Annotated in this window: 22 protein-coding genes and 1 riboswitch; of the genes, 8 read left to right on the plus strand and 14 right to left on the minus strand. The window is 62.5% G+C overall.

What is annotated here, in order from left to right:
• The first annotated feature begins 178 nt into the window (after positions 1-178).
• Positions 179-955 carry a LytTR family DNA-binding domain-containing protein gene (locus tag KUD11_RS08065; protein WP_181375279.1) on the plus strand — a complete coding sequence of 259 codons (777 nt, stop codon included), beginning with the start codon at positions 179-181 and terminating at the stop codon, positions 953-955.
• Positions 956-1,005: 50 nt separating this feature from the next.
• On the opposite strand, the gene pdeM is transcribed toward KUD11_RS08065, so the two are convergent.
• The 12 genes from pdeM to KUD11_RS08125 all read right to left on the minus strand — a co-directional run bounded on the left by pdeM (position 1,006) and on the right by KUD11_RS08125 (position 10,932).
• Positions 1,006-1,668: a ligase-associated DNA damage response endonuclease PdeM gene (pdeM, locus tag KUD11_RS08070; RefSeq protein WP_109385161.1), complete on the minus strand. Its 663-nt coding sequence runs from the start codon at positions 1,666-1,668 to the stop codon at positions 1,006-1,008.
• A 66-nt stretch (positions 1,669-1,734) separates the two neighbouring features.
• Positions 1,735-2,571 carry an energy transducer TonB family protein gene (locus tag KUD11_RS08075; protein ID WP_109385160.1) on the minus strand — a complete coding sequence of 279 codons (837 nt, stop codon included), beginning with the start codon at positions 2,569-2,571 and terminating at the stop codon, positions 1,735-1,737.
• On the minus strand, positions 2,568-2,945 hold the full coding sequence (locus KUD11_RS08080; RefSeq protein WP_109385159.1) for an ExbD/TolR family protein: 378 nt from the start codon (positions 2,943-2,945) through the stop codon (positions 2,568-2,570). The genes KUD11_RS08075 and KUD11_RS08080 overlap by 4 nt, the downstream gene beginning before the upstream one ends.
• 4 nt (positions 2,946-2,949) lie before the next feature.
• Positions 2,950-3,327, minus strand: coding sequence for an ExbD/TolR family protein (locus KUD11_RS08085; protein ID WP_109385158.1), 378 nt, complete (start codon positions 3,325-3,327; stop codon positions 2,950-2,952).
• Positions 3,327-3,950, minus strand: a complete 624-nt coding sequence (locus tag KUD11_RS08090; protein ID WP_109385157.1) for a MotA/TolQ/ExbB proton channel family protein — start codon at positions 3,948-3,950, stop codon at positions 3,327-3,329. Before KUD11_RS08090 ends, KUD11_RS08085 begins: the two co-directional genes overlap by 1 nt.
• A 2-nt stretch (positions 3,951-3,952) precedes the next feature.
• Complete coding sequence (locus KUD11_RS08095; protein ID WP_109385156.1) at positions 3,953-4,987, minus strand: DUF6925 family protein; 1,035 nt, start codon at positions 4,985-4,987, stop codon at positions 3,953-3,955.
• A complete protein-coding gene (locus tag KUD11_RS08100; protein ID WP_109385155.1) occupies positions 4,984-5,661 on the minus strand; it encodes an adenosylcobinamide amidohydrolase in 678 nt (225 codons plus the stop codon). Before KUD11_RS08100 ends, KUD11_RS08095 begins: the two co-directional genes overlap by 4 nt.
• Positions 5,658-6,416, minus strand: a complete 759-nt coding sequence (locus KUD11_RS08105; protein ID WP_109385154.1) for an ABC transporter ATP-binding protein — start codon at positions 6,414-6,416, stop codon at positions 5,658-5,660. The genes KUD11_RS08100 and KUD11_RS08105 overlap by 4 nt, the downstream gene beginning before the upstream one ends.
• On the minus strand, positions 6,413-7,393 hold the full coding sequence (locus tag KUD11_RS08110; protein ID WP_109385153.1) for a FecCD family ABC transporter permease: 981 nt from the start codon (positions 7,391-7,393) through the stop codon (positions 6,413-6,415). Before KUD11_RS08110 ends, KUD11_RS08105 begins: the two co-directional genes overlap by 4 nt.
• Entirely contained in the window at positions 7,393-8,271 is an 879-nt protein-coding gene (locus KUD11_RS08115; protein WP_219930174.1) for an ABC transporter substrate-binding protein, read from the minus strand. The genes KUD11_RS08110 and KUD11_RS08115 overlap by 1 nt, the downstream gene beginning before the upstream one ends.
• Position 8,272: 1 nt before the next feature.
• Positions 8,273-10,216: a TonB-dependent receptor plug domain-containing protein gene (locus KUD11_RS08120; RefSeq protein WP_109385152.1), complete on the minus strand. Its 1,944-nt coding sequence runs from the start codon at positions 10,214-10,216 to the stop codon at positions 8,273-8,275.
• A gap of 134 nt (positions 10,217-10,350) precedes the next feature.
• A riboswitch (cobalamin riboswitch) is annotated at positions 10,351-10,564 on the minus strand.
• 53 nt (positions 10,565-10,617) lie between these two features.
• The gene (locus KUD11_RS08125) at positions 10,618-10,932 is read right to left on the minus strand and encodes an NnrS family protein (protein ID WP_224380172.1); all 315 of its coding nucleotides are present in this window, start codon (positions 10,930-10,932) and stop codon (positions 10,618-10,620) included.
• A 763-nt stretch (positions 10,933-11,695) separates the two neighbouring features.
• Here KUD11_RS08125 and KUD11_RS08130 point away from each other — a divergent pair.
• From KUD11_RS08130 to KUD11_RS08160, 7 genes are all read left to right on the plus strand, one after another.
• Positions 11,696-12,790, plus strand: a complete 1,095-nt coding sequence (locus KUD11_RS08130; RefSeq protein ID WP_109385150.1) for a TRAP transporter substrate-binding protein — start codon at positions 11,696-11,698, stop codon at positions 12,788-12,790.
• A 109-nt stretch (positions 12,791-12,899) separates the two neighbouring features.
• On the plus strand, positions 12,900-13,490 hold the full coding sequence (locus tag KUD11_RS08135; RefSeq protein WP_109385149.1) for a TRAP transporter small permease subunit: 591 nt from the start codon (positions 12,900-12,902) through the stop codon (positions 13,488-13,490).
• 30 nt (positions 13,491-13,520) lie between these two features.
• A complete protein-coding gene (locus KUD11_RS08140; RefSeq protein WP_109385148.1) occupies positions 13,521-14,888 on the plus strand; it encodes a TRAP transporter large permease in 1,368 nt (455 codons plus the stop codon).
• Positions 14,885-16,225, plus strand: a complete 1,341-nt coding sequence (locus tag KUD11_RS08145) for an amidase (RefSeq protein WP_109385147.1) — start codon at positions 14,885-14,887, stop codon at positions 16,223-16,225. The genes KUD11_RS08140 and KUD11_RS08145 overlap by 4 nt, the downstream gene beginning before the upstream one ends.
• Before the next feature lie 16 nt (positions 16,226-16,241).
• A complete protein-coding gene (locus KUD11_RS08150; RefSeq protein WP_109385146.1) occupies positions 16,242-16,436 on the plus strand; it encodes a hypothetical protein in 195 nt (64 codons plus the stop codon).
• The gene (locus KUD11_RS08155) at positions 16,433-17,392 is read left to right on the plus strand and encodes a 2-hydroxyacid dehydrogenase (RefSeq protein ID WP_109385145.1); all 960 of its coding nucleotides are present in this window, start codon (positions 16,433-16,435) and stop codon (positions 17,390-17,392) included. The genes KUD11_RS08150 and KUD11_RS08155 overlap by 4 nt, the downstream gene beginning before the upstream one ends.
• A gap of 21 nt (positions 17,393-17,413) precedes the next feature.
• On the plus strand, positions 17,414-18,283 hold the full coding sequence (locus tag KUD11_RS08160; RefSeq protein ID WP_109385144.1) for an NAD(P)-dependent oxidoreductase: 870 nt from the start codon (positions 17,414-17,416) through the stop codon (positions 18,281-18,283).
• A 4-nt stretch (positions 18,284-18,287) separates the two neighbouring features.
• On the opposite strand, the gene KUD11_RS08165 is transcribed toward KUD11_RS08160, so the two are convergent.
• Together KUD11_RS08165 and KUD11_RS08170 are read right to left on the minus strand one after the other, a co-directional pair.
• On the minus strand, positions 18,288-19,613 hold the full coding sequence (locus KUD11_RS08165) for an ABC1 kinase family protein (protein ID WP_109385143.1): 1,326 nt from the start codon (positions 19,611-19,613) through the stop codon (positions 18,288-18,290).
• 24 nt (positions 19,614-19,637) lie between these two features.
• Positions 19,638-20,105, minus strand: coding sequence for a CIA30 family protein (locus KUD11_RS08170; RefSeq protein WP_109388049.1), 468 nt, complete (start codon positions 20,103-20,105; stop codon positions 19,638-19,640).

Raw genomic sequence — 20,105 nt, forward strand, 5'->3', positions numbered from 1 at the left:
AAAACGATGCGTCCCACGCACGTTCCGTGCGCATAACAATACCCGGCATCGCTCTTTAGCTTTTGCCGCTTCTAATTATTTCAGCACGGCTCAGGGCCATATGCCCCCAAGCATAGTGCGCAAGAAAACTTGATCGACCAAACGTTTATTATAAACCTAAAAACTTTAAGTGATGGTAATGAAAAGACATGTTTTTAAAGAGACATATTCGCGTATTCTATCTCCACTGACATTTACGATCTGCGCGATGGGCTGGTTGACCGCAGCGATTGCTGGGCCGTTTGGCACGTTTGAGGCCATGGATTTGTCAGTGAGATTGGTGTTTTGGTTTTTTGTTTTGGTATTGGCGACCGTGGTGGGCTATGGCGCTCGTGCATTGGCTTATCTTCTGGTCGGACCGGACAAGCCTGTATATTTTGACATAATTGCTATCGGTGCCACAGTGGTCTTTGCCACGCCGATCATTCTCGCGGTTGGAAGCGTGGTCGAGCATACAGCAGGGGCAGAAGTGCCACCCGTGCCGCTGGTCGCACTTTATACCCTGGTCTTAGCCATGCCGATATTCGTCTTGCGGCGACTGATCCCGGGGTTTGAGCGGCATCGCTATTCGGCTCAGTGGCTTGGCGATCCCCTTGAGGGGCAGCCGCGCTTGATGCGGCGCTTGCCCGCAGAGCAGCGCGGCGAGGTGCTGCGCCTCTCTGCAAACGGGCATTTTACCGAAGTGGTGACCACGCGCGGCTCTCACACGCTCCGCCTCAGGATGAAAGATGCGATCGACGAGACAGAGCCGATTGCGGGCTATTGCACGCATCGCTCGCATTGGGTGTCACAAGACGCGATCTGCAGAATTGAGCGTGAGAACGCCCACAAGGTTTTTGTCGTTTTGTGCAATGAGGATCGTGTGCCAGTGAGCCGCAGCTTTCGGTCTGAGCTTGAGCGGCTGGGCCTGATTTAGGGCGTGCTGCGTTCGCCCGGTCCGGTGAGGTCAATTGCACACGACACGCTCTAGCGCGGCATCGGGATGACATGGGTGCTGTGGCCGGTGAGCACGGCCAGCGCCTCGGTCCGCATGAGCGTGCTCAGCGCCGCGTCCGAGCTGCGCAACCCCCCGGTATAGGTGCCGAACGCAGGCAGGATCACCCGGTCGCTGTCAATCAGGAACGCAGGGCGCGATATGGTCCGGCCCTTGAGGCTCAGCTGCGCTTTGGGGTGGTAATGGCCCGAAACCTCGCCGCTGGCCCCGGATCGTGCGATATGGCGGAAGGTCAGCGGCGCCAGCGGCAACTCGGCCAGATGCGTGCCGCCCAGATCCATCGGGCCCGGATCATGATTGCCCTCGATCCAGACCCAGCGCCGCCCGGCCTGAAGTGTCTTGATCCAGAGCCTGTCTTCCTCGGGCAGGGCATGGGCCGCGTCGGGATCATCGAAGCTGTCGCCAAGGCAAACCACCGTGCTGGCCCCCGTAGCGCGCAGGGCGAATTCCAGCCGCGAAAGGGTGTCGCGTGTCTCATAGGGCGGCAAAGTTGCATCGCCCAGCCGCGCGCGCCGCTCGGCCTTGCCCAGATGCAAGTCCGATACAGCCAGCAGATTTTCCTGCGGCCAATAAAGCGCGCCGGAGGGCAGGGCAGTCAGCTGCGCGCCCGCAAGGGTGAAAGCATATGTGGTCATGCGGGATTTATGGCTGTTGGGGCCGGGCTTGGGAAGAGGCGTCTTCCCTGGGGGGTCTCAAACGGCTCAGGGCGTGAACGACATGGGCAGCGAAAAGGCATGTGTACCGGGCGGCAGGGCGCGCGGGGCGGCGGGCAGTCGCGCGCTTTGGACCGCAGTAATCGCCGCGCGGTCAAGCGCTGCATCTCCTGAACTGCGCGCCACACTCACGGAGGTCAGTGCGCCATCGGTGCGCATTTGGATGGATAAATGCACTGTCCCTCTGGCCCGCGTGTCCCCCGGATAGCGTTTGCGGCGCTCGATGCTGCTGCGGACACCGCCCCCCCACTGCGCCATCAGCGTGGCTGTGCGGGCGGGCGACAGCGTGGGGTCTGCGCGGGTTGCTGTGGTCCCCGCTGCCGTGGTTTGACCTTGGCCCGCCGCGCTCTGGCTGGCGCGGCTCTCAGATTCGGGTTTTGCGGCGGCTGCGGGCTTCGGGGCAGGCGGCGTGCGGGCGAGGGTTTCGGGCCGCGAGCGTGGGCGCGTTTTGGGTGGTGCGGGCGGTGTCTGCGTGTCGATGCTTGGCAGCGCGGGCGCGAGGGCGGCGTTGAGCACAGGGGCCGACGGGGCAGCGGGGCTGCTTGGCGTGCTGCGCGGCGCCGCTATCTGGGGCAAGGCTGCGGGGGCGGTCATGGCCGTTGGTGCTTGGGGCGTGCTGAGCATGGGTGTCTCGGGTGCGGGTGGCGGGCGATCCCATGCTGCCACCAGATCAGCGAGGGCGGGGCTGACCGCCGAGACGGTGAGGCTGTCTGAGCCGCCCATTCCAGCAGACCCCGGCGCGCCGTCATGGCTGCTGGCCCACAGCGCGAGGTGCACCGCGGTGGCAAGTGCGAGACATGCCGAGACTTCGACCACGCGGCTCATGGCGCGCGGATCGCCAGATCGACGGCGGCTACGCCCATCGTTGCTAGCTGGGCCAGAAGGGCGGCCAGATCGGGTGCGGGGAAGGCCGCGTCGGCGCGCAGGGTGAGCGCTTCGGGCGCTTGGGCCGCGACAGTGGCGAGGGCGGCCACGCCGCTTTGTCCGGCAAAGCTCAGCGTGCCATCTGCGGCGGCAAAGAGGATTGCGCCCTCGCCAAGCGGGGTCTCGCCCGTAGCCGCTGGCAAGGTGATGTCGAAGGGCGGCGGGGGCGCGATCCGTGCCGCCATCAAGAAGAAGATCAGCAGGAGAAAAACCACGTTGATCATGGGCACGGCGGCGTCGATGCGGCGCGGCGGGCGGGGGCGTGAAAACCGCATGGCTCTAGGGCACCACGGCGAGGGTGGCAAACCCGGCCGCGCGCAAGGTTTGTGCCACGTCGATCAGGCGTTGCAGGCTGGTAGCATCCGCACTGCGCAAGACGATCACATCTTCGGCCCCTGTGGTGAGGGGGGCAAGGGCCTCTGCCAGCGCCGCCTCGGCCACCGGCGCGCCATTGAGGCGCAGCCCGTCCGGGCCAATCTCCACAAGGCGCGGGGGGCCGGAATAGGCCGCATCGCCGCCCGCAGGCGACAGGGTCAGCGCGCTGTCGTGTCCAAATTGTGAGGCGAGCATGAAGAAGACCAACAGAAGAAACACGACGTCGATCATTGGCGTAAGGCTGGGCTTGCGGCTTGGGCGGAAGGGGGGCAGGGCGAGCATCAGGCGGCGGCCTTTACCCCAGAGGCGTGGGTGAATAGGCGCGTGGCCATATCCTCAAAATCGGTCTGCACCCGCTCTGCGATCCCCTCGAACCAGCTGAGCGCGACCGCCGCTGGGATTGCCACGGCCATGCCCGCTGCCGTGGTCAAAAGCGCCTCCCATATACCGCCCGCGAGGACGGACGGGTCGGCCTGTCCACCGCTGGTCTCCAGCGCCTGAAACGCCTCGATCATACCCAGAACGGTCCCGAGAAGCCCGATAAGCGGCGCGATTGTCGCGATCAGCTCAAGCGGGCGCAGGCCCGTGCGGATCTCGGTCAGGGCGCGCAGGGCGAGGCGTGTCACCTCCTCGCGCGCGAGCGTATCGGGCAAGTCTTGCGCCCCCAGCGCGCTTGCGACAAAGCGGCTGCGGATATCGCGGGCGTTGGGCCGCGCTTGGGGCCGCGCGACCATAGCGGCCACAGCAGCCTCTGCGGCGGCGCTTTGCCATGCGCCCAAGCGCGTGAGCTGCCAAAGCTTCCACAGGATCAGGGTCAGTGTCAGCACCGACAGCGCTGCAATGGCCCAAAGTGCTGGGCCGCCCGTTGCGAGAAATCCCGTGAGTGCGTTTATATCTGGTCCCATCCCTAAGGTTCTGCTGTCTCATCAACTGCGTTCTGCGGTACGGCGGTATTGTCAAAATGAGCGCTCCATGCCGCTGCAAGCGGGCTGTCGCCATGGAGCCTGCGCCACTGGCGTAACCCGTTGCGCAGGCCCGTGCGGCCAATGCGCGTGGCAGGCTCGTCCACGGTTTTGGGCGCTGTTCCTTGTTCCAACGCGGCCCAACACGCGGCCTTGGCCTCGACATATTCTGGCGGGCCCCAGTCGCGCAGTAGCTCCTGAAATCCGTCAAAGGCCGCGCGGTTGAGCGGCTTGTCCTCACCCAGCCGCCCGATCACAGGGTTTTCCGGATGGAAGCCCGCGCATGGCACCCAGCCTTCGGGAATGGGCGTATTGGCCGAATGTGTGCGCGCCGCGCGTAGCAGTTTCGGCAGCACATGGGTGTGCGGCCCTTCGGGGGAGGTGCCATCGGTATCCGGCCCGCCAATGGGCTGGAAGACCTCGACGCGGCCCAGCTTTGTGAGGGCAACGCGGTGGGGATGCGCCTTGAGGATCGCGCCCATCGCGGGGTTTGCGGGGTCCATCAGCGATGCGCCTTCCGCCGCGCGCAGCACGTCGATCAGCGCGGCATCGTCGGTGCGGATGCAAAAATCCACCTGCGGCTGGGCCAGCCCCATATCAAAGAGGATCGCGCCACGGTCTTCGGGGCGCAGGGCGGCGGCGTCTGGGCCAAGCTCGGTCAGAACGCTGCGGCGCGACATGGCCGCCTCGGCCTCGGGGAGGCAAAGGGCGACACCCTGAGACCAGCGATGCGCCTTGGGGCTGAGGGTCTCATATGCCACGGGGCGCACGTTCTTGAGCGTATCGAGACGCAGACCGCCTCGGGTGCTGACTTGGCTGAGCGGTGTGTCGGGTGACTGGGGCGTTCCGGACATGATGGGCAGGCGGGGGGCCTCATCACGGACATGGTGAAACTCGGCGATGGCACCGAATGAGCCCATGTTCCACCCCGCTTCGGGATGTGCCATTGCGTCATGCAGGATCTGTTCAAGATTGGTCATGGTGAAGGTCTCCCTTTGGTCTGTGTGTCTTGTATCCAGCGCGCGCCACCGACCTTTGTCGCGTGGTAAACGGCGGCACCGATCGCCTCGCCAAGGGCGGTGTGCAGCCCGGTATAGGCACCTGCGCCGTGGGGGGCCGCGATGGCGATGCAATCCGTGCCGGTGCCGGTTGCTATCCCTGTGGGCAAGGCGACGCCCAATTCAATGATCGCGGCGGTACGGGCCTGTGCGGCGATGCTCATCGCTTCGATCATAGCGGCTTGGGTCAGGCCCGTTTGCACGGCCACAGCGATGTTGATCGTGCCCCAATCGGTGGTGGCCTTGTCGCGGCGCGTGCCGACCCGCTCTGCATTACCGAGGCCGACAGTGGCCACGGAGTGGGCCTCTGCACCCTCAACGCGTGCGCGGTGCTGATGCACATGCCGCACATCGCGCGAGGTCAGGAAACACACCGCATCCGCCGCGCCGCGCGCCCGCAATTGCCGCTCCAGCCATGGGTGGACATCCATATCGAGGGTAAGGTCCGCATTGCGCACCTCGCGCCAGAGAATGTGGCGGGCGGTAACGAAGCCCGGCGCGTTGATCGCCCAGCTGAGGACCTGCATTGGCGCGCCCAGATCAAAGGCCAGCCATGGGTGATCCTCGATAAGGCGGGACTGCGCAGGCGCGTTCATGGCAGCACCGCGAGGGGTTGAAAAATCAGGCCTTGGTCGGTGCGTTGCACATGGGCCGTGATACCGAAAACATCGCGGATAAGGGCGGGGGTCAGCACCTCCTCAGGCGGTCCATCGGCGCGCAGGCTGCCTGCGCCAATCACGATCAGGCGGGTGCAGTGGCGCGCGGCGAGGCCCAGATCATGCAGCGACACGATCACGGATTGGCCCCCTGCCGCCAGCCCTGCAAAAATCTGCATCGTCGCGATCTGGTGGGCAGGGTCGAGCCCAGCAATGGGTTCATCCGCCATAAGAAGGGGCGTTTCCTGCGCCAGTGCACGGGCGATGAGGGCACGGGCCTGCTCTCCGCCCGACAGGCGCGTGGCGGTGCGCGCGCGCATCTCGGTGAGATCCATCTGCGCTATGGCCGCATCCACGGCGCGATGGTCAGCGTCGGTCATGCGCGCGCCGCCCGCCAGATGCGGGGTGCGGCCCAATGCCACCAACGTCTCCACCGTCACGGGCCACGCAATCTCGCGCGCTTGTGGCATCCACGCCGCCGCCCGGCCCCGCGCCGGCGCATCGAGTTTGGCGAGTGAGCTTGACCCGCTGCTCGGGATCAGGCCGAGGGCAGAGCGCATCAACGTAGTCTTGCCCGCGCCATTGGGTCCGATGATGCCAACCAGCTCGCCGGGCCCCACGCTCAGGCTCACGTCCTGCAAAATGCTCCGGCCGCGCAAAACAACACCGAAATCCTGAAGCGCCAGGCGCGTCATAAGCCCTCCCGCCTTGTGCGGTAGATCAGGTGCAAAAAGAGAGGCGCGCCGACAAGGGCCGTGACCACACCCAGCTTCAGATCGCGCGCGGGCAAGATCAGCCGCACGGCCAGATCGGCGGTCAGAAGCATCGCCGCCCCACCCAGCGCCGAGGCCCAGAGCAATTGGCCGGGGCGCGCACCCACATAGCGGCGCAAAAGATGCGGCACGACCAGCCCGACAAAGCCAATCGCCCCCGCCACAGCCACCCCGGCCCCCACCACGGCGGCGGTGCCAAAGATCACCATGAGGCGCAGGCGAGTGAGGTTTATCCCCATCGCCGCCGCCGCATCCTCGCCCAGCGTCAGCGCATCAAGCGCGCGCGGCAGACGTATCAGAAGAAGCGAGCCCGCAGCAATAAGCGGCAAGGCAATCCAGACATGGGTCATCGACCGATCGCTGAGTGAGCCCATCATCCAAAAGACGATCTCATTCGCGGCGAAAGGGTTGGGCGACAGGTTCAGGACCAGAGATGTGAGCGCCCCCGCGAGCGCCGAAATCGCGATCCCAGCGAGGATCAAAGTCAGCGAGCCGCCGCGCGGCCCGGCAAGCGCAAGGACCAGCCCCACGCCGAATAACGCGCCTGCAAGCGCCGCAATCGGCAGGCCAAACGCAAAGCTCGCGGCCAACCCCGTCTGAATCGCGAGCACCGCCCCAAGGGCCGCAGAGCCGGAGACCCCGATCAGACCGGGATCAGCCAGCGGATTTCGCAGATAGCCCTGCATCGCGGCCCCCGCCATGCCGAGGCTCGCCCCGATCAACACGGCCAGAATGGCGCGGGGCAGGCGGATCTCGCGCATCACGAGAGAGAGCGGGCCTGCGTCGCCCCAGATCAACGCGCGCAGCGCCGTACCGGGCGTGATCCCCGCCGGGCCGACCACCAATGCCGTGATGAAGAGGAGCGCGACCAGCGCGGAGAGGATTGCAAAAAGCCGCATCACGGGCCTCCCGCGTCTATCTGACCGCGCAGGGCGGTGATCTCGGCGATGGCGCGCAGCACATGGGGCGTGCCGCAGACCCAATCATGGTCAGTGAGCGGCGCCTGCGCACGCCCTTGGCGCAGCGCGTGGATCGCCGGATGGTCCATGATCGCCTCTGCCCGCGAGGTATTGCCGTAGCGCTGTCCCGTGATCAGGGCGTCGGGCTCCGAGAGGGCCAGAAGCTCCAGCGGCAGGATGCCACCCGCGCCATATCCCAGCTCGGTCGCGATATTGGCAAAGCCCGCTGCGTGCAGGATCTGACCCGCGAGTGTGTTGTCGCCGGATGTGTAGCCATTGGCAAAATAAAGTGCCGCGCGCGGGCGCTGGGCGGGGGCCGTCCTGAGCGCCGTAAGTTGCGCGTCGAAATCGGCGACCAGTGCCTCCGCGCGTGCTTCTTGACCAAGGGCTGCGCCCATCTCGATGATCCGCGTCCGCACATCTTCCATGTTGCGCGCGATATCAAAGCGAATGACGGGCGTGCCCAAACGCTCCAGCATGTCGGCGGTGGCGCGCGTGGTGTAACGCCCGACGATCACCAGATCGGGCTGGAGCAGGTAAACCTGCTCGGCCAGCCCATGATTGACGGGGTAGGCGCGGGCCTCCTCAGCCATGGCGGAGCTGCGCGGATCGCGCGCGAGATAGCTTACCGAAATGAGCTGACCCGGTGCGGCGACCAACATGGCAAGCTGATCTGTGCAGAGGTTCATCGACACCACGCGTTTTGGTTCGGCTGTGGCTGTCTCAGCTTTGGCCGGTGTCGTCCCCATCAACCCGACGAGGGCGACACTTGCGAGGGCCAGCCCCGAGATCGCGCGTGCGCGTGGGGTCCAGCCCATATCAAAACGCCTTTGACAAACCGATGAAGGCGGTGCGGCCTTGGCTGGCATATCCGAAAAGCTCCTCGTAATCCTCGTCAAGCAGGTTCTTGACGCTGCCCGTAAGCTGCACAGTGTCGGTCAGCGCGTGGGAGAACCCGATATCCACGACGGTATAGTCGCTGAGTTTTACGCGCGCGCCGGGCACAAACGGCCCCCGGAAATCGAGGTCGAAATTCCCCGCGACATGGCGCACCTGCATATCTAGGCGGGTGCGGTCATTGGGCAGCGCATAGCCCACCTGCAAGGCCAACTCATGTTCGGGGCGGCGCACTTCGACAGCCCCGTTTGGCTCTGTGGCGTCAAGCCATGTGTAGGACAGGTTGGCATCGATTTGCGCGGTCACCTGTAGGCTGGCAGCCAGCTCGATCCCCTTGCGGTCGCTTTTGCCGGCCCGGTTGATCGGGGTCGAGATGCCAGTGGCCGGGTTGCGGAACGAGGCGATCTCGTTGGTCAATTCGTCCGAGAAATAACTCAGGTCCACGACACCGCGACCGCCGAGGAATTCCTGCTCAATCCCGATATCCCAGCCCCTGCTCTGCTCAGGCTCAAGATTGGGATTGCCGGTAAAATTGGCGAAAAATCCGAATTGCTCCACCAAGGTTGGGTTTTGTACCCCTGTCCCGAAGGATGCATGCAGGCGGGTCGTTTGATTTGGGAACCTGTAGGAGAGGCCAACCGCATAGGTGGTGAAATCCTTGAACTTGTCGTTGTCGTCATGGCGGACGCTGGCCTGAAGATCGAGGCCACTTGCCAACTCACCCTGATATTCCAGCACAAAGGCGCTCTGGACCCGGTCACGTTTGACCAATTGACCCGCGCCAGAGACGATCGCAGGGTCGTTTTCCTTGTAATCTTCACGCTCGTGTTCCGCGGCAAAGGTCAGCCTGTGATTGGCAGCATCGAGGGTTGCGGCATCCAGCGCCAGCGTGCCGCGATAGGCGATCTTGGAGCGGTTGCCGGTGTTGTCGGTATTCTTTGCTCCGGTGCTGCCTGTGCCTTGGCGGTCAATATGGGCAAAGCTGTATTCCAGCCGGTTGGTCAGGCGTCCACCCATCGTCTCCAGCTCTGCATAGACCGAGCCAAAGGTTTCCTGCACCTGAATACTGGCCGGTGTGTCCGTGACCAAAGTTGCGCGGCTTGGAGCAGCAAACAGATCCGAATCCGTGTCCGAATTGCGCCTGACATAGCGCAGCGTGCCGCCCAGTGTCAGCGTATCGGTCACGAAATAGCGGCCCTTGAGGTTGTAGGTCTCGTTCCAGTCGCCATCACGCTCGCCGCCCGGCGTGCCGGAGATGTCAAAGCCGCCGGTGGCGCGCATCGCAGTGGAGAAGCTCAGCTCGCCGCGGGGGCCTTGATTAAAGACGTTGAGCCCAAGACCGGACGAGCCATCCGAGCCAAGTTCGGTGCTGATCCGGCCGGAGAATCCGGGCCGGTTGGGGCGTTTCGTGGTGATCGAGATGACCCCGCCGATGGCTTGCGAGCCATAGATCGACGATTGCGGGCCGCGCAGCACCTCGATCCGCCCGATATCCGCAGCCAGAAGGCCACCAAAGTCAAACTCGCCGAAATTGGTGGAGGCGACCTCGACCCCATCAATCAGCACCAGGGTGTGATTGCCCTCATGCCCGCGCATCCGCACCTGGGTCAGTCCACCCACACCGCCGGTGCGCGACACCGACACACCGGGCAGGGCGCGCAGCAGATCGGCTGCGTGTTTGACGTCCCGCCGCTCGATGTCTTCGGCGGTCAGAACGGTGGCGGACCTGCCGAGCGACGACGCGGCAACCGGCGAAAGCCCGCCCGAGACGACAATCTCGCCCAGATCAAAAGGCTCCTGAGCCTGCGCGGCTCCGGAAATGGCTGTGGTGGCGGCAAGGCTTGCCGCAAATGATATGTAACGCATGTTCGTCCCTCGGACACGGCGCCAGATTCGGCGCCGATTGACTTGAATGTCATGTGAAGGACGGATGCCCCCCGCAGACGGTGAAGCCACCACGGCGGAAGACGCTCCGCAGCCCGGAACGCCCCTCGCGTCCGAACAGGGTGATCACCTCGGCAGGTCTCCTGACTTGCGGGTCAATGCTGGGCCGGGCCTTCCCGCTATGTGAAACACAGCAGTGGCATATTCCGGCTTCGCTCGCCGCCTACAGTTGCGGGGGCAGTCGTGGAGTTGGCGCCTTTTGGCTACACCGCACCACGTTCCCTATTATCCAAACGGCGAACCGCCCGGACCGAAGTGCCTCTTGCTTACGCGCGAGCATTGATTCGCGAAAGGGGTAATCGTTCTGGTGCGGGCGGGGTGTATTATGCCGCCTTGGGGCGCAGCAGGCTGGACCCGTAAAGAACTGCAAAGCCCAGAAACGCGCCGATCCAGAGGGCGGCAGAGAGGGTGTAGAGCGGCATCGCGCTGTGCTCCCAGATGCCCGCGCAGAGCCGGGCCAGCACGGCGGCAACAAGGGCGGCAAAGATGGCGAGCGTGGCCCGTATCATCACAGCAAGCGTCATGAGGGCAAATCCGCCCGCCATCCAGATATGCTGCGCACTGCCAAGGGCCAGAAGATCAGGTCTGAGGATGGCCAACCCTTTGGCCAGCGCGCCGAGCCGCGTCAGTAGATCCACCGCCCGGTGAGCATCAATATCTACATAACCACGACCAAAGCGGCCCAAAGCGGGCCAAAAAGGAGAAACGGACGAAACCCATAGGATAAAGGATGGGAACGCTGCTTGGGGAGAGGTGCGTGAAAGATGACATGGCGCTTGCCTCTTTGAGGTGCGGTATGCGGATCTGACCCCCATTACGTGGCAAGTTTCTCCATGCGGGTCAAGCTTTTGCGCGGGAGGAGACCCGCCCAAGCGGTGATCGCTGCCGAGGCCTACCCAAGGTTTGATTCGTGTGCGGCGATCAGGGGCGCGCGGTTTGATAATGCGCGATATTTTTCCAAAGCACCCTGCTCACGAAATTTTTGTAAAGCTCAGATATGTGCTCGCGCCGAGGTGCTTGGGCGTTTTGATCTGTGGTCATATCGACGGCTGAACGAGTGGTTTTGACGCCAGTCAGGGCGTCATTTATAACATTTATAACAGTGGTTTATGAGACTTATAGAGATTGATCCATGTCTGCCTGAGAGTAACCTGATCTGGCGCTGGCGCGTCTGGCTTTGCGCCATTTCAAACACCGGATCGCAGCTTGTGCGCGAAAAGAAGCGCTTGTCTGCCAGCATAAACCAATGGAAACTGCACGAGATCGTGGTTCTGCCCCGCATTGAAGGTCCGGCTGTAAGGTCTGGGCTCCTAAATGCGCCGGTGCAGGGCTGATGATCCAAAACTGCTTGCAGACCAAATCATACGAGCGGCGACTGCTATTAATTCCTTGGGAGGAAACATGAAAGATACACTTAACCGCAGAAAATTCCTGCGCGGCTCGGCTGTTGCCGGCGCTGCCGCACTTGCGACACCTGCAATCGCACAAGACTCCGGCACGACATTGAAGATGCAAGCGGCCTGGGGCGGCGGCATCTTCCTTGAGAACGCACAGTCCTTCGCGGCGCGCGTTAATGAAATGTCCGGCGGCTCGCTGACCATCGAAGTTCTGTCGGTGGATGCGGTTGTCAAAACCAGCCAGATGCAAGATGCGGTTCACCGCGGCGTTCTGGACGCGGCACACTACGTGTCCGCCTACTGGTACGGCAAATCCAAAACAGCGTCGCTTTTCGGCACTGGCCCTTGCTTTGGTTGGTCGAGCCAGGAAATGCTGGGCTGGATTCATGCAGGCGGCGGTCAGGAGCTCTTTGATGAGCTGATGGGCGAGCTTCAGCTGAATATCGTGTCCTTCTTCAACTCGCCAATGCCTGCTCAGCCCATGGGCTGGTTCCAGGAAGAGATCAAGGACGCGTCCCAGATGGACGGCCTGAAGTATCGCACCGTTGGCCTTGCAGCAGACGTTCTGTTGGAAATGGGCATGTCGGTTGTGCAGCTTCCCGGCGGCGAAATTCAGCCGGCAATGAAATCGGGCCTGATCGACGCGGCGGAGTTCAACAACCCCACGTCTGACCGTGATTTCGGCATGCAGGACGTCTCCAAGCATTACCATCTGGCGTCATACCACCAGAGCCAGGAGTGCTTTGAGGTCACGTTCAACAAAGACAAGTTCAACGCGCTGTCACCTGAGCATCAGGCGATCATCCGTAACGCGTCGATGGCTGAAAACTCCGGCTTCTATTGGGGCAACACCAAGCGTTATTCGGACGACCTGATCAAGCTTCAGGAAGTTGATGGCGTGAATGTTTACCGCACACCAACTTCGGTGATGGAAGCACAGCTTGCCGCGTGGGACATTGTCGCAGACCGTATCGCAGGCGAAGACCCCTTCTTCGCCAAGGTGATGGAATCGCAGAAGAAATACGCCAAAGAAGTGATGGGGTATCTTAACCTCAACCAGCCCGACTACAAGCTGGCATACGATCACTACTTCGGCTGATCACAGCTTTTAAAGCATGATGTCCGGGCCTCTTTGAGGGGCTCGGACATTTGCCGCTATAGGGGGGCGCAGAGACAGCCCGCTGATCTGTTAGGGGAGCAACAGACATATGAGATTTGTTCATGCCATAGAAGGGCTGAGCCTCTGGACGGGCCGCGCCTTTGGGTGGTGCATCCTGATCCTGACGCTGTCGGTGTCCTATGAGGTTTTTGTCCGCTACGTGCTGAATGCGCCAACGGTTTGGGCCTTTGACATGATGGTGCAGATGTACGGTGCCTTGTTCTTGATGTGCGGTGCCTATGCGTTGGCGCAAGACACGCATGTGCGCGCCGATGTGGTCTACCGGCTTTTCCCGGTCAAGGTGCAGGCAGGTCTCGATTTCGTCCTCTACTTCCTGTTTTTCTTTCCAGGTATCATGGCGCTTGTCTGGTATGGCTGGGAAATCGCCTCCGATAGCTGGCGCTGGAAAGAGGTGAGCTTCAACAGCCCTGCCAGCATTCAGGTCTATTTCTTCAAAACTCTGATCCCGCTTTCGGGATGTTTGCTTGCAATTCAGGGGTTTGCTGAGCTTGTGCGCTGCGTGATGGCGATGCGCTCGGGCAAATGGCCCGAACGTCTGGTCGATGTGAAAGAGACCGAGGACCTTTTGACCGAGGCGGATCTGGAAACCATATCCGCATTCGCCCAAGGCAAGAAATAAACCGCCCCGCGCTTCAAGAAAGATAAAAAGATGACAAATCCCGAAGTCGCCCTGATGATGCTTGGGCTGTTTATCCTGCTGGTTTTACTAGGATTTCCGATTGCCTTCACCCTGCTCGCGATGGGCGTGGCCTTTGGCTATTACGCCTATCACCAGGGGCATCCAATCGAGACGTTCAGCGATATTTTCGACAACAATATCTTCTATCTGCTAAACCAGAACACATACTCGGTGATGGAAAATCCGACCCTCGTCGCGATCCCGCTCTTTCTTTTCATGGGCTATGTGGTTGAGCGCGCGAACATCGTCGACAAGCTCTTCTTCTCGCTCTATCAGGCGGCCCGCAATCTGCCGGGCAGCCTTGCGATTGCGGCGTTGCTGACCTGTGCGGTCTTCTCCACCGCCTCGGGGATCGTGGGCGCGGTTGTGACGTTGATGGGGCTTCTGGCCTTTCCGGCCATGGCCAATGCCAATTACAACAAGAGCTTCGCCTCGGGCGTCATCTGCGCGGGCGGCACGCTTGGTATTCTCATTCCACCGTCGATCATGCTGATCGTGTATTCAGCCATCGGAGATCTATCACCACTCAGGCTTTATGCGGCGGCGGTCTTTCCGGGGCTGTTGCTTGCCGGACTCTACATTGTCTACGTGATCCTGCGGGTCTGGTGGCAACCGTCGTTGGCGCCCAAGCCCACAAACGAGGACGTGCCACCCCCGCGTGAGATTTACCTCAACCTGCTGATAAGCTTCGTGCCGCTCACGATCCTTATTGCGTTGGTGCTTGGCTCAATTCTCGGCGGTCTTGCGACCCCGGCTGAGGCGGCGGCGATGGGCGCGCTTGGCGGGATGATCCTCGCCGTGCTCTATCGCTCGATGACATGGACGAAGCTCAAGGAAAGCGTGTTCCTGACAGCGAAAGCGACCGCCATGGTCTGCTGGCTCTTTGTGGGCTCGTGGACCTTTGCGTCGGTCTTTTCCTACCTTGGCGGACATGATGTGATCGCCGATTGGGTGGGCGCGATGGATCTTGAGCCGTGGCAGTTCCTCGTGCTGGCGCAGGTCATCATCTTCTTGCTCGGTTGGCCGCTGGAGTGGTCGGAGATCCTGATCATCTTCGTGCCGATCTTCCTGCCGCTCCTCGAAGTCTTTGGCGTAAACCCTTATTTCTTCGCGATGTTGGTGGCGCTAAACCTCCAGACCTCCTTCCTGACCCCGCCCATGGCCATGTCGGCCTATTATCTAAAGGGGGTGCTCAAGAACCAGATCGAGCTGATGGAGATTTTCCGCGGGATCATGCCCTACCTAGGCATCGTTATCTTTACGATGGTCTTGATGTATCAGTTCCCCGGCATCGCGCTGTGGTTCCCTGAATATCTGTTCGGCCCCTACATCCCGTGATCGCGGAGCCGCATAAACTCAGCGTGTCCGAGGCGAGCGCGTTTTTCGCCTCGGGCCGCTTATCGTCGGTGCAGCTTGTGACTGCCTGTCTGGCCGAGATTGAGCGGACCGATGGCACGATCAAGGCGTGGGCGTATCTCGATCCCGAAGGCGCTCTGGCGCAGGCGGCGGAGTGCGACCGTATCCGCCAAGCGGGTATGGCTATAGGCCCGCTGCATGGTATCCCCGTGGGCCTCAAGGACATCATCGACACGCGCGACATGCCCACGCAGCGCGGCACGCCGATCTTTGCGGGCCGCGAGACGGCACATGATGCGCGTCTTGTGGAGCTTTTGCGCGGGGCGGGTGCCGTGATCATGGGCAAGACGGTCACGACCGAGCTGGCCTTTGTGCACGCCAATGAGACGCGCAATCCGCATAACACTGATCACAGCCCCGGCGGCTCGTCCAGCGGTTCTGCCGCTGCGGTGGCGGCGTATCATGTGCCGCTGGCCATCGGCACGCAGACCAACGGCTCGGTCATTCGCCCAGCGTCTTTTTGCGGCACGTTCGGGTTCAAGCCGACGCGCGGTGTCATCTCGCGGACGGGGTTGTTGCAGACGTCGATCTCGCTGGACCAGGTGGGCGTCTTTGCCCGCACGCTGGGTGATGCGGCCCTGCTCACGGATGTGATCGGCGGCTATGACGGGCATGACACGCTCAGCTTTGCGCGCCCACGTCCCGCAATGGCCGCAGGGGCCGCGGCGGACGCGCCCGTGTCGCCCGATCTGGCATGGTTCGACATTCCCTTTAACGACCGCCTGACAGCGGATGCGCGCGAAGGGCTGGAGGCTGTTGTGGAAATCCTTGGGCCCCAAGTCACCCGCATGACGGCGGCGGATACGCTCTCAAACCTTGTGGCGGTGCAGGGGCGCATTCACGAATATGAGATTTGCCAGCATCAGGCTGAGGTGTTCGACGCCCACTGGGACCGGATCAGCGAGACGCTAAAGCCCGTCGTCGCGCGCGGGCGTCAAATCACCCAGACCGAATATGAAGACGCGCTGGCCGTGAAAGCCTCGGCTGAGGCGTTTTTCGCGAACTTCTTTGTCGATTATGATGCTATCATTGCCCCCTCGGCCACGGGCGAGGCGCCGGTATTCGGCACGGGCACAGGCGACCCGATCTTTTGCACCTTGTGGACGCTCGCGGGCCTGCCATGTGTAAGCTTGCCCTTGTTGGTGGGGGAGACGGGCCTGCCCATCGGCGTGCAACTCATCGGCCCCGCCGAGAAAGACGACCGCCTGCTGCGCACGGCAGCTTGGGTTCAGACACAGCTTGCCGAAGCGGCAGAGTAACAGAAAGGACAAAGCCATGTCTTACGGAATAAAACTGATCGTCGGCCTGATTGGCACGTTGATGCTATGCACGTTCATCGGAGGCTTGTCGCACAGCATCTCCACCGGGTTTGCCGGGTTTGATGGTGGTATGCCCTTTATGCTCATTGGCCTTATCGTCTGCGCTCTCGCGCTCTATGATTTCTGGGACGAATGCGTCCGCAAGAAATGAGCACCCCCCGCCTTTGGATCACCCGCCGCCTCTCTGACGCGACGCTGGAGCGTGCGGCGCGCGATTATGACGTGGTGATCAACCACGGCGACCTGCCCGGCACCGCCGCTGAACTGATCGCCGCCAGCGCCGATTTCGACGCGATCATCCCCTGCCATTCCGAGCATTTCAGCGCCGATGTCGTGGCGCAGTTCTCCGACCGCCTGAAGATTGTGGCCAACCATTCCGTGGGCGTGGATCATTGCGATCTGCCCAGCCTGAAGGCGCGTGGGATTGCTGTGACCAACACGCCCGATGTGCTCTCGGATGCCACGGCGGAGCTTGCCATGCTGTTGATGCTGGGGGCTGCCCGTCATGCGGTGGCGGGTGACCGGATCGTGCGGACGGGGCAGTGGGACAGCTGGTCTCCGGCCTTCATGGTGGGCAAGCAGGTCACGGGCGCGCGTCTCGGGATCATCGGCATGGGCCGGGTTGGCCGCGCCTTTGCCGCCAAGGCGCGCGGGTTCGATATGGAGATCCACTATTACAACCGCTCGGAGCTGTCTGCGGAGGATGCGAAAGGCGCGGTCTATCACGACAGTATCGAGAGCCTTCTGGGCGTTGCGGATTTCTTGTCGCTGCATTGCCCGGCCACGCCCGAGACCACCGGGTTGATGAATGCCGCCCGCTTTGCCATGTTGCCCCGAGGCGCGGTTGTGGTGAACACGGCGCGGGGCGCTTTGATTGACGAGGCGGCCCTTCTGAGCGCGCTTGAGAGTGGCCATCTGGCCGCCGCTGGTCTTGACTGTTTTCAGGTAGAGCCGGGCGGAAACCCCGCTTTTGCCGCACATGACACGATCTTCATGCTGCCCCATATTGGCAGTGCCACCCGCACGACCCGCGACGCCATGGGCTTTCGTGCGCTCGATAATCTTGATGCTTTTTTCGCCGGGAAGACCCCGGGCGATCTGCTGTAATTCTCTAAAAGGACTTCTAAGATGACAAAAGTTGCTTTCCTCGGCCTTGGTGTAATGGGCTATCCGATGGCCGGACATTTGCAGGCGGCGGGGCATGATGTCACCGTCTACAACCGCACAGCCGCCAAGGCGCAGAAATGGGCCAAGGAACATGGCGGCAAGAGCGCGGATACGCCTGCCGCCGCTGCTGCGGGCGCTGAGATCGTGCTGGCCTGCGTGGGCAATGACGATGATCTGCGCTCGGTCTGCCTTGGGGCGGACGGGGCTTTTGTGGGCATGGCGGCGGGTGCGTTGTTCGTGGATCATACGACCGTTTCGGCCAAGGTCACGCGCGAGCTTTATGCAGCGGCCAAGGACAAGGGGCTGAGCTTTGTCGACGCGCCCGTATCGGGCGGGCAGGCGGGGGCCGAGAACGGCCAGCTTTCCATCATGTGCGGCGGGGATGCGGGTGATTATGCACGCGCCGAGCCGGTGATGGATGTCTATGCCAAGCTGGTCAAACGCATCGGCGAAAGTGGCGCGGGGCAGCTTACCAAGATGGCCAATCAGATCGCCATTGCTGGGCTGGTTCAGGGCCTGTCGGAGGCGCTGCATTTCGCGACGAAAGCCGGGCTTGACGGGCGCGATGTGGTTGAGGTGATCAGCCAAGGTGCGGCTGGCAGCTGGCAGATGTCGAACCGCTATGAGACCATGCTGGACGATCATTTCGAGCACGGGTTTGCCGTCGATTGGATGCGCAAGGATCTGGGGATTTGCCTTGATACGGCGGATGAAAATGGCGCTAGCCTGCCAGTGACGGCGCTGGTTGATCAGTTCTACAAGGACGTGCAGAAAATGGGCGGCGGGCGTTGGGATACATCCGCGCTCTACAAGCGGCTTGGCAAGTTCTGATCGCTCAGGCCAAGTGATGGCGCAACATCTGCGCCACGGGCAGGCGCGCGCCGAGGCGTGCGCCTAGCAGAAACATGCCGCCGAATTTGCGCTGAAGGTAGAGCACATCCATCGGCACCTCTGGTGGTATGAACCCCATTTCAGCAAGCTTCGTGCCCTCCGCCTGCATCTGGCGGGGCATATCCGTGCATGCAAAATCAAAAGGTGCGTCGGCGCGCAGGGCGGCGAAGGCCAACCCCATCATGTGCAAGATCTGCGCGCGGTGCGCGGGCGCTGTCTCGGGCCCAATAAAGCGCAGCGCCTCGCCTGCGCGCTCCATGCCTTCCGAATCCGCATCCAACCCCGCGATCAGCAAATTGCGGTAGAGATCTGCGATCTCGGGCGCGATCTCACGGCTCGCGCCGAAATCCAGCAAGACGATGCGCGAGGTCTCGGCGTCATAACGGTAATTGGCGAAATTGGGGTCGGTCTGCATCAGGCCAAACTCGAAAAGCTCGGTCAGCAACAGGTCAATGAGATCGCCCATCAGGCGGTCGCGCGTGGCTTGATCCTCCTCAATGGCGGCCTCAATCGGCGCGCCGGGGATATAGGTCATGGCGAGGACGGTTTTCGTGGTCAGATCGGCGTGCAATTCAGGCAGGGCAAAGCGCGAATCGCCCTCCAGAAGCGCCCCAAAACGGGCCATATGCGCGCCTTCGCGCAAGTAATCCGTTTCCTCGTGAAGCTGCGCGCGCGCCTCCTCCAGATAGGGAGCCATCTCGAACCCGGCGGGCAAAAGCCCCGCCATCCGGATCAGTCCGCCCACATTGGCCACGTCGCTGTCGATACTACGCGCCACGCCCTCATATTGCACCTTGATCGCCAGATCGCGGCCATCACGGGTCTGGGCGCGGTGGACCTGCCCGATAGAGGCCGCCGCGATGGGACGCACATCGAAGCCCTTGAAGTGCCGTTGCCAGCCCTCGCCCCATGCGGCGTTCAGAACACGGCGCAGCTGAGCAGGCGGCATGAAATGCGCGTCATTGCGCAGGCGCGTCATGATCTGCGAAAGCTCCGGCGGCAGGAAATCCCCGCTCTCCATCGAGATCAGCTGCCCGACCTTCATCGCGGCCCCGCGCATCTGAGCCAACTTATCCGTCATGCGGGTGATGTTGCCGGGGGTCAGCAGCAGATCGCGCATATTGGGGCGGCGGCCCCGGCTCAGCTCCGCGACCGAGCCCATGGCCATGTTCCCAGCCACGCCAGCCGTCATGGAGCCGAGACGGCCAAGCCTTGCGAGGCGGCTGGCAGGCACGGTGATGGCGCGGGATTTGGGCGGCGTATGGCTCATGGGGTTTGAGATAGGCGGCGGCGCTCAGGGGTAAAGGGCGATCCGAGCGATGGCCACATCTGCCTCGAAAACGCGACCAATGGCTAGCACCCCGATCCGGCGCAGCCCGGCGGGATCAAAGACAGCCTCCGTCCGGTGGGCCGCGAAATGCACGAAGGGTATGCGGATCACCTGCCACTCGGGCGGGGCCAAAAATTCGGCGCGAAAGCTCTGCCAAGGCCGGGTCAGCCGGTCTGTGCGCAGACGCAAATCATAGGTCTCGCCATTGCCACAGGTCTCGATCTCTATCCCGGCGTAGGGGCTCGCATCCATGCTGGCCCCGTCCGCCAGATCAAACGCCATCTGCACAAACCCGCCATTGTTGTCGAGCGACACCTGCCCTGTCAGCCGCGCAGCACTGCGCCCTTTGACCGTTTCGACAGCCATGCCCCCGGTGGAGACACCCCCCATCACCCGGTCGGCCACATATTCCCAATCAGGGGTCAGATCCAT

Source organism: Roseovarius carneus (genome assembly GCF_020141465.1).
In the GTDB taxonomy this organism is placed as follows: domain Bacteria; phylum Pseudomonadota; class Alphaproteobacteria; order Rhodobacterales; family Rhodobacteraceae; genus Roseovarius; species Roseovarius carneus.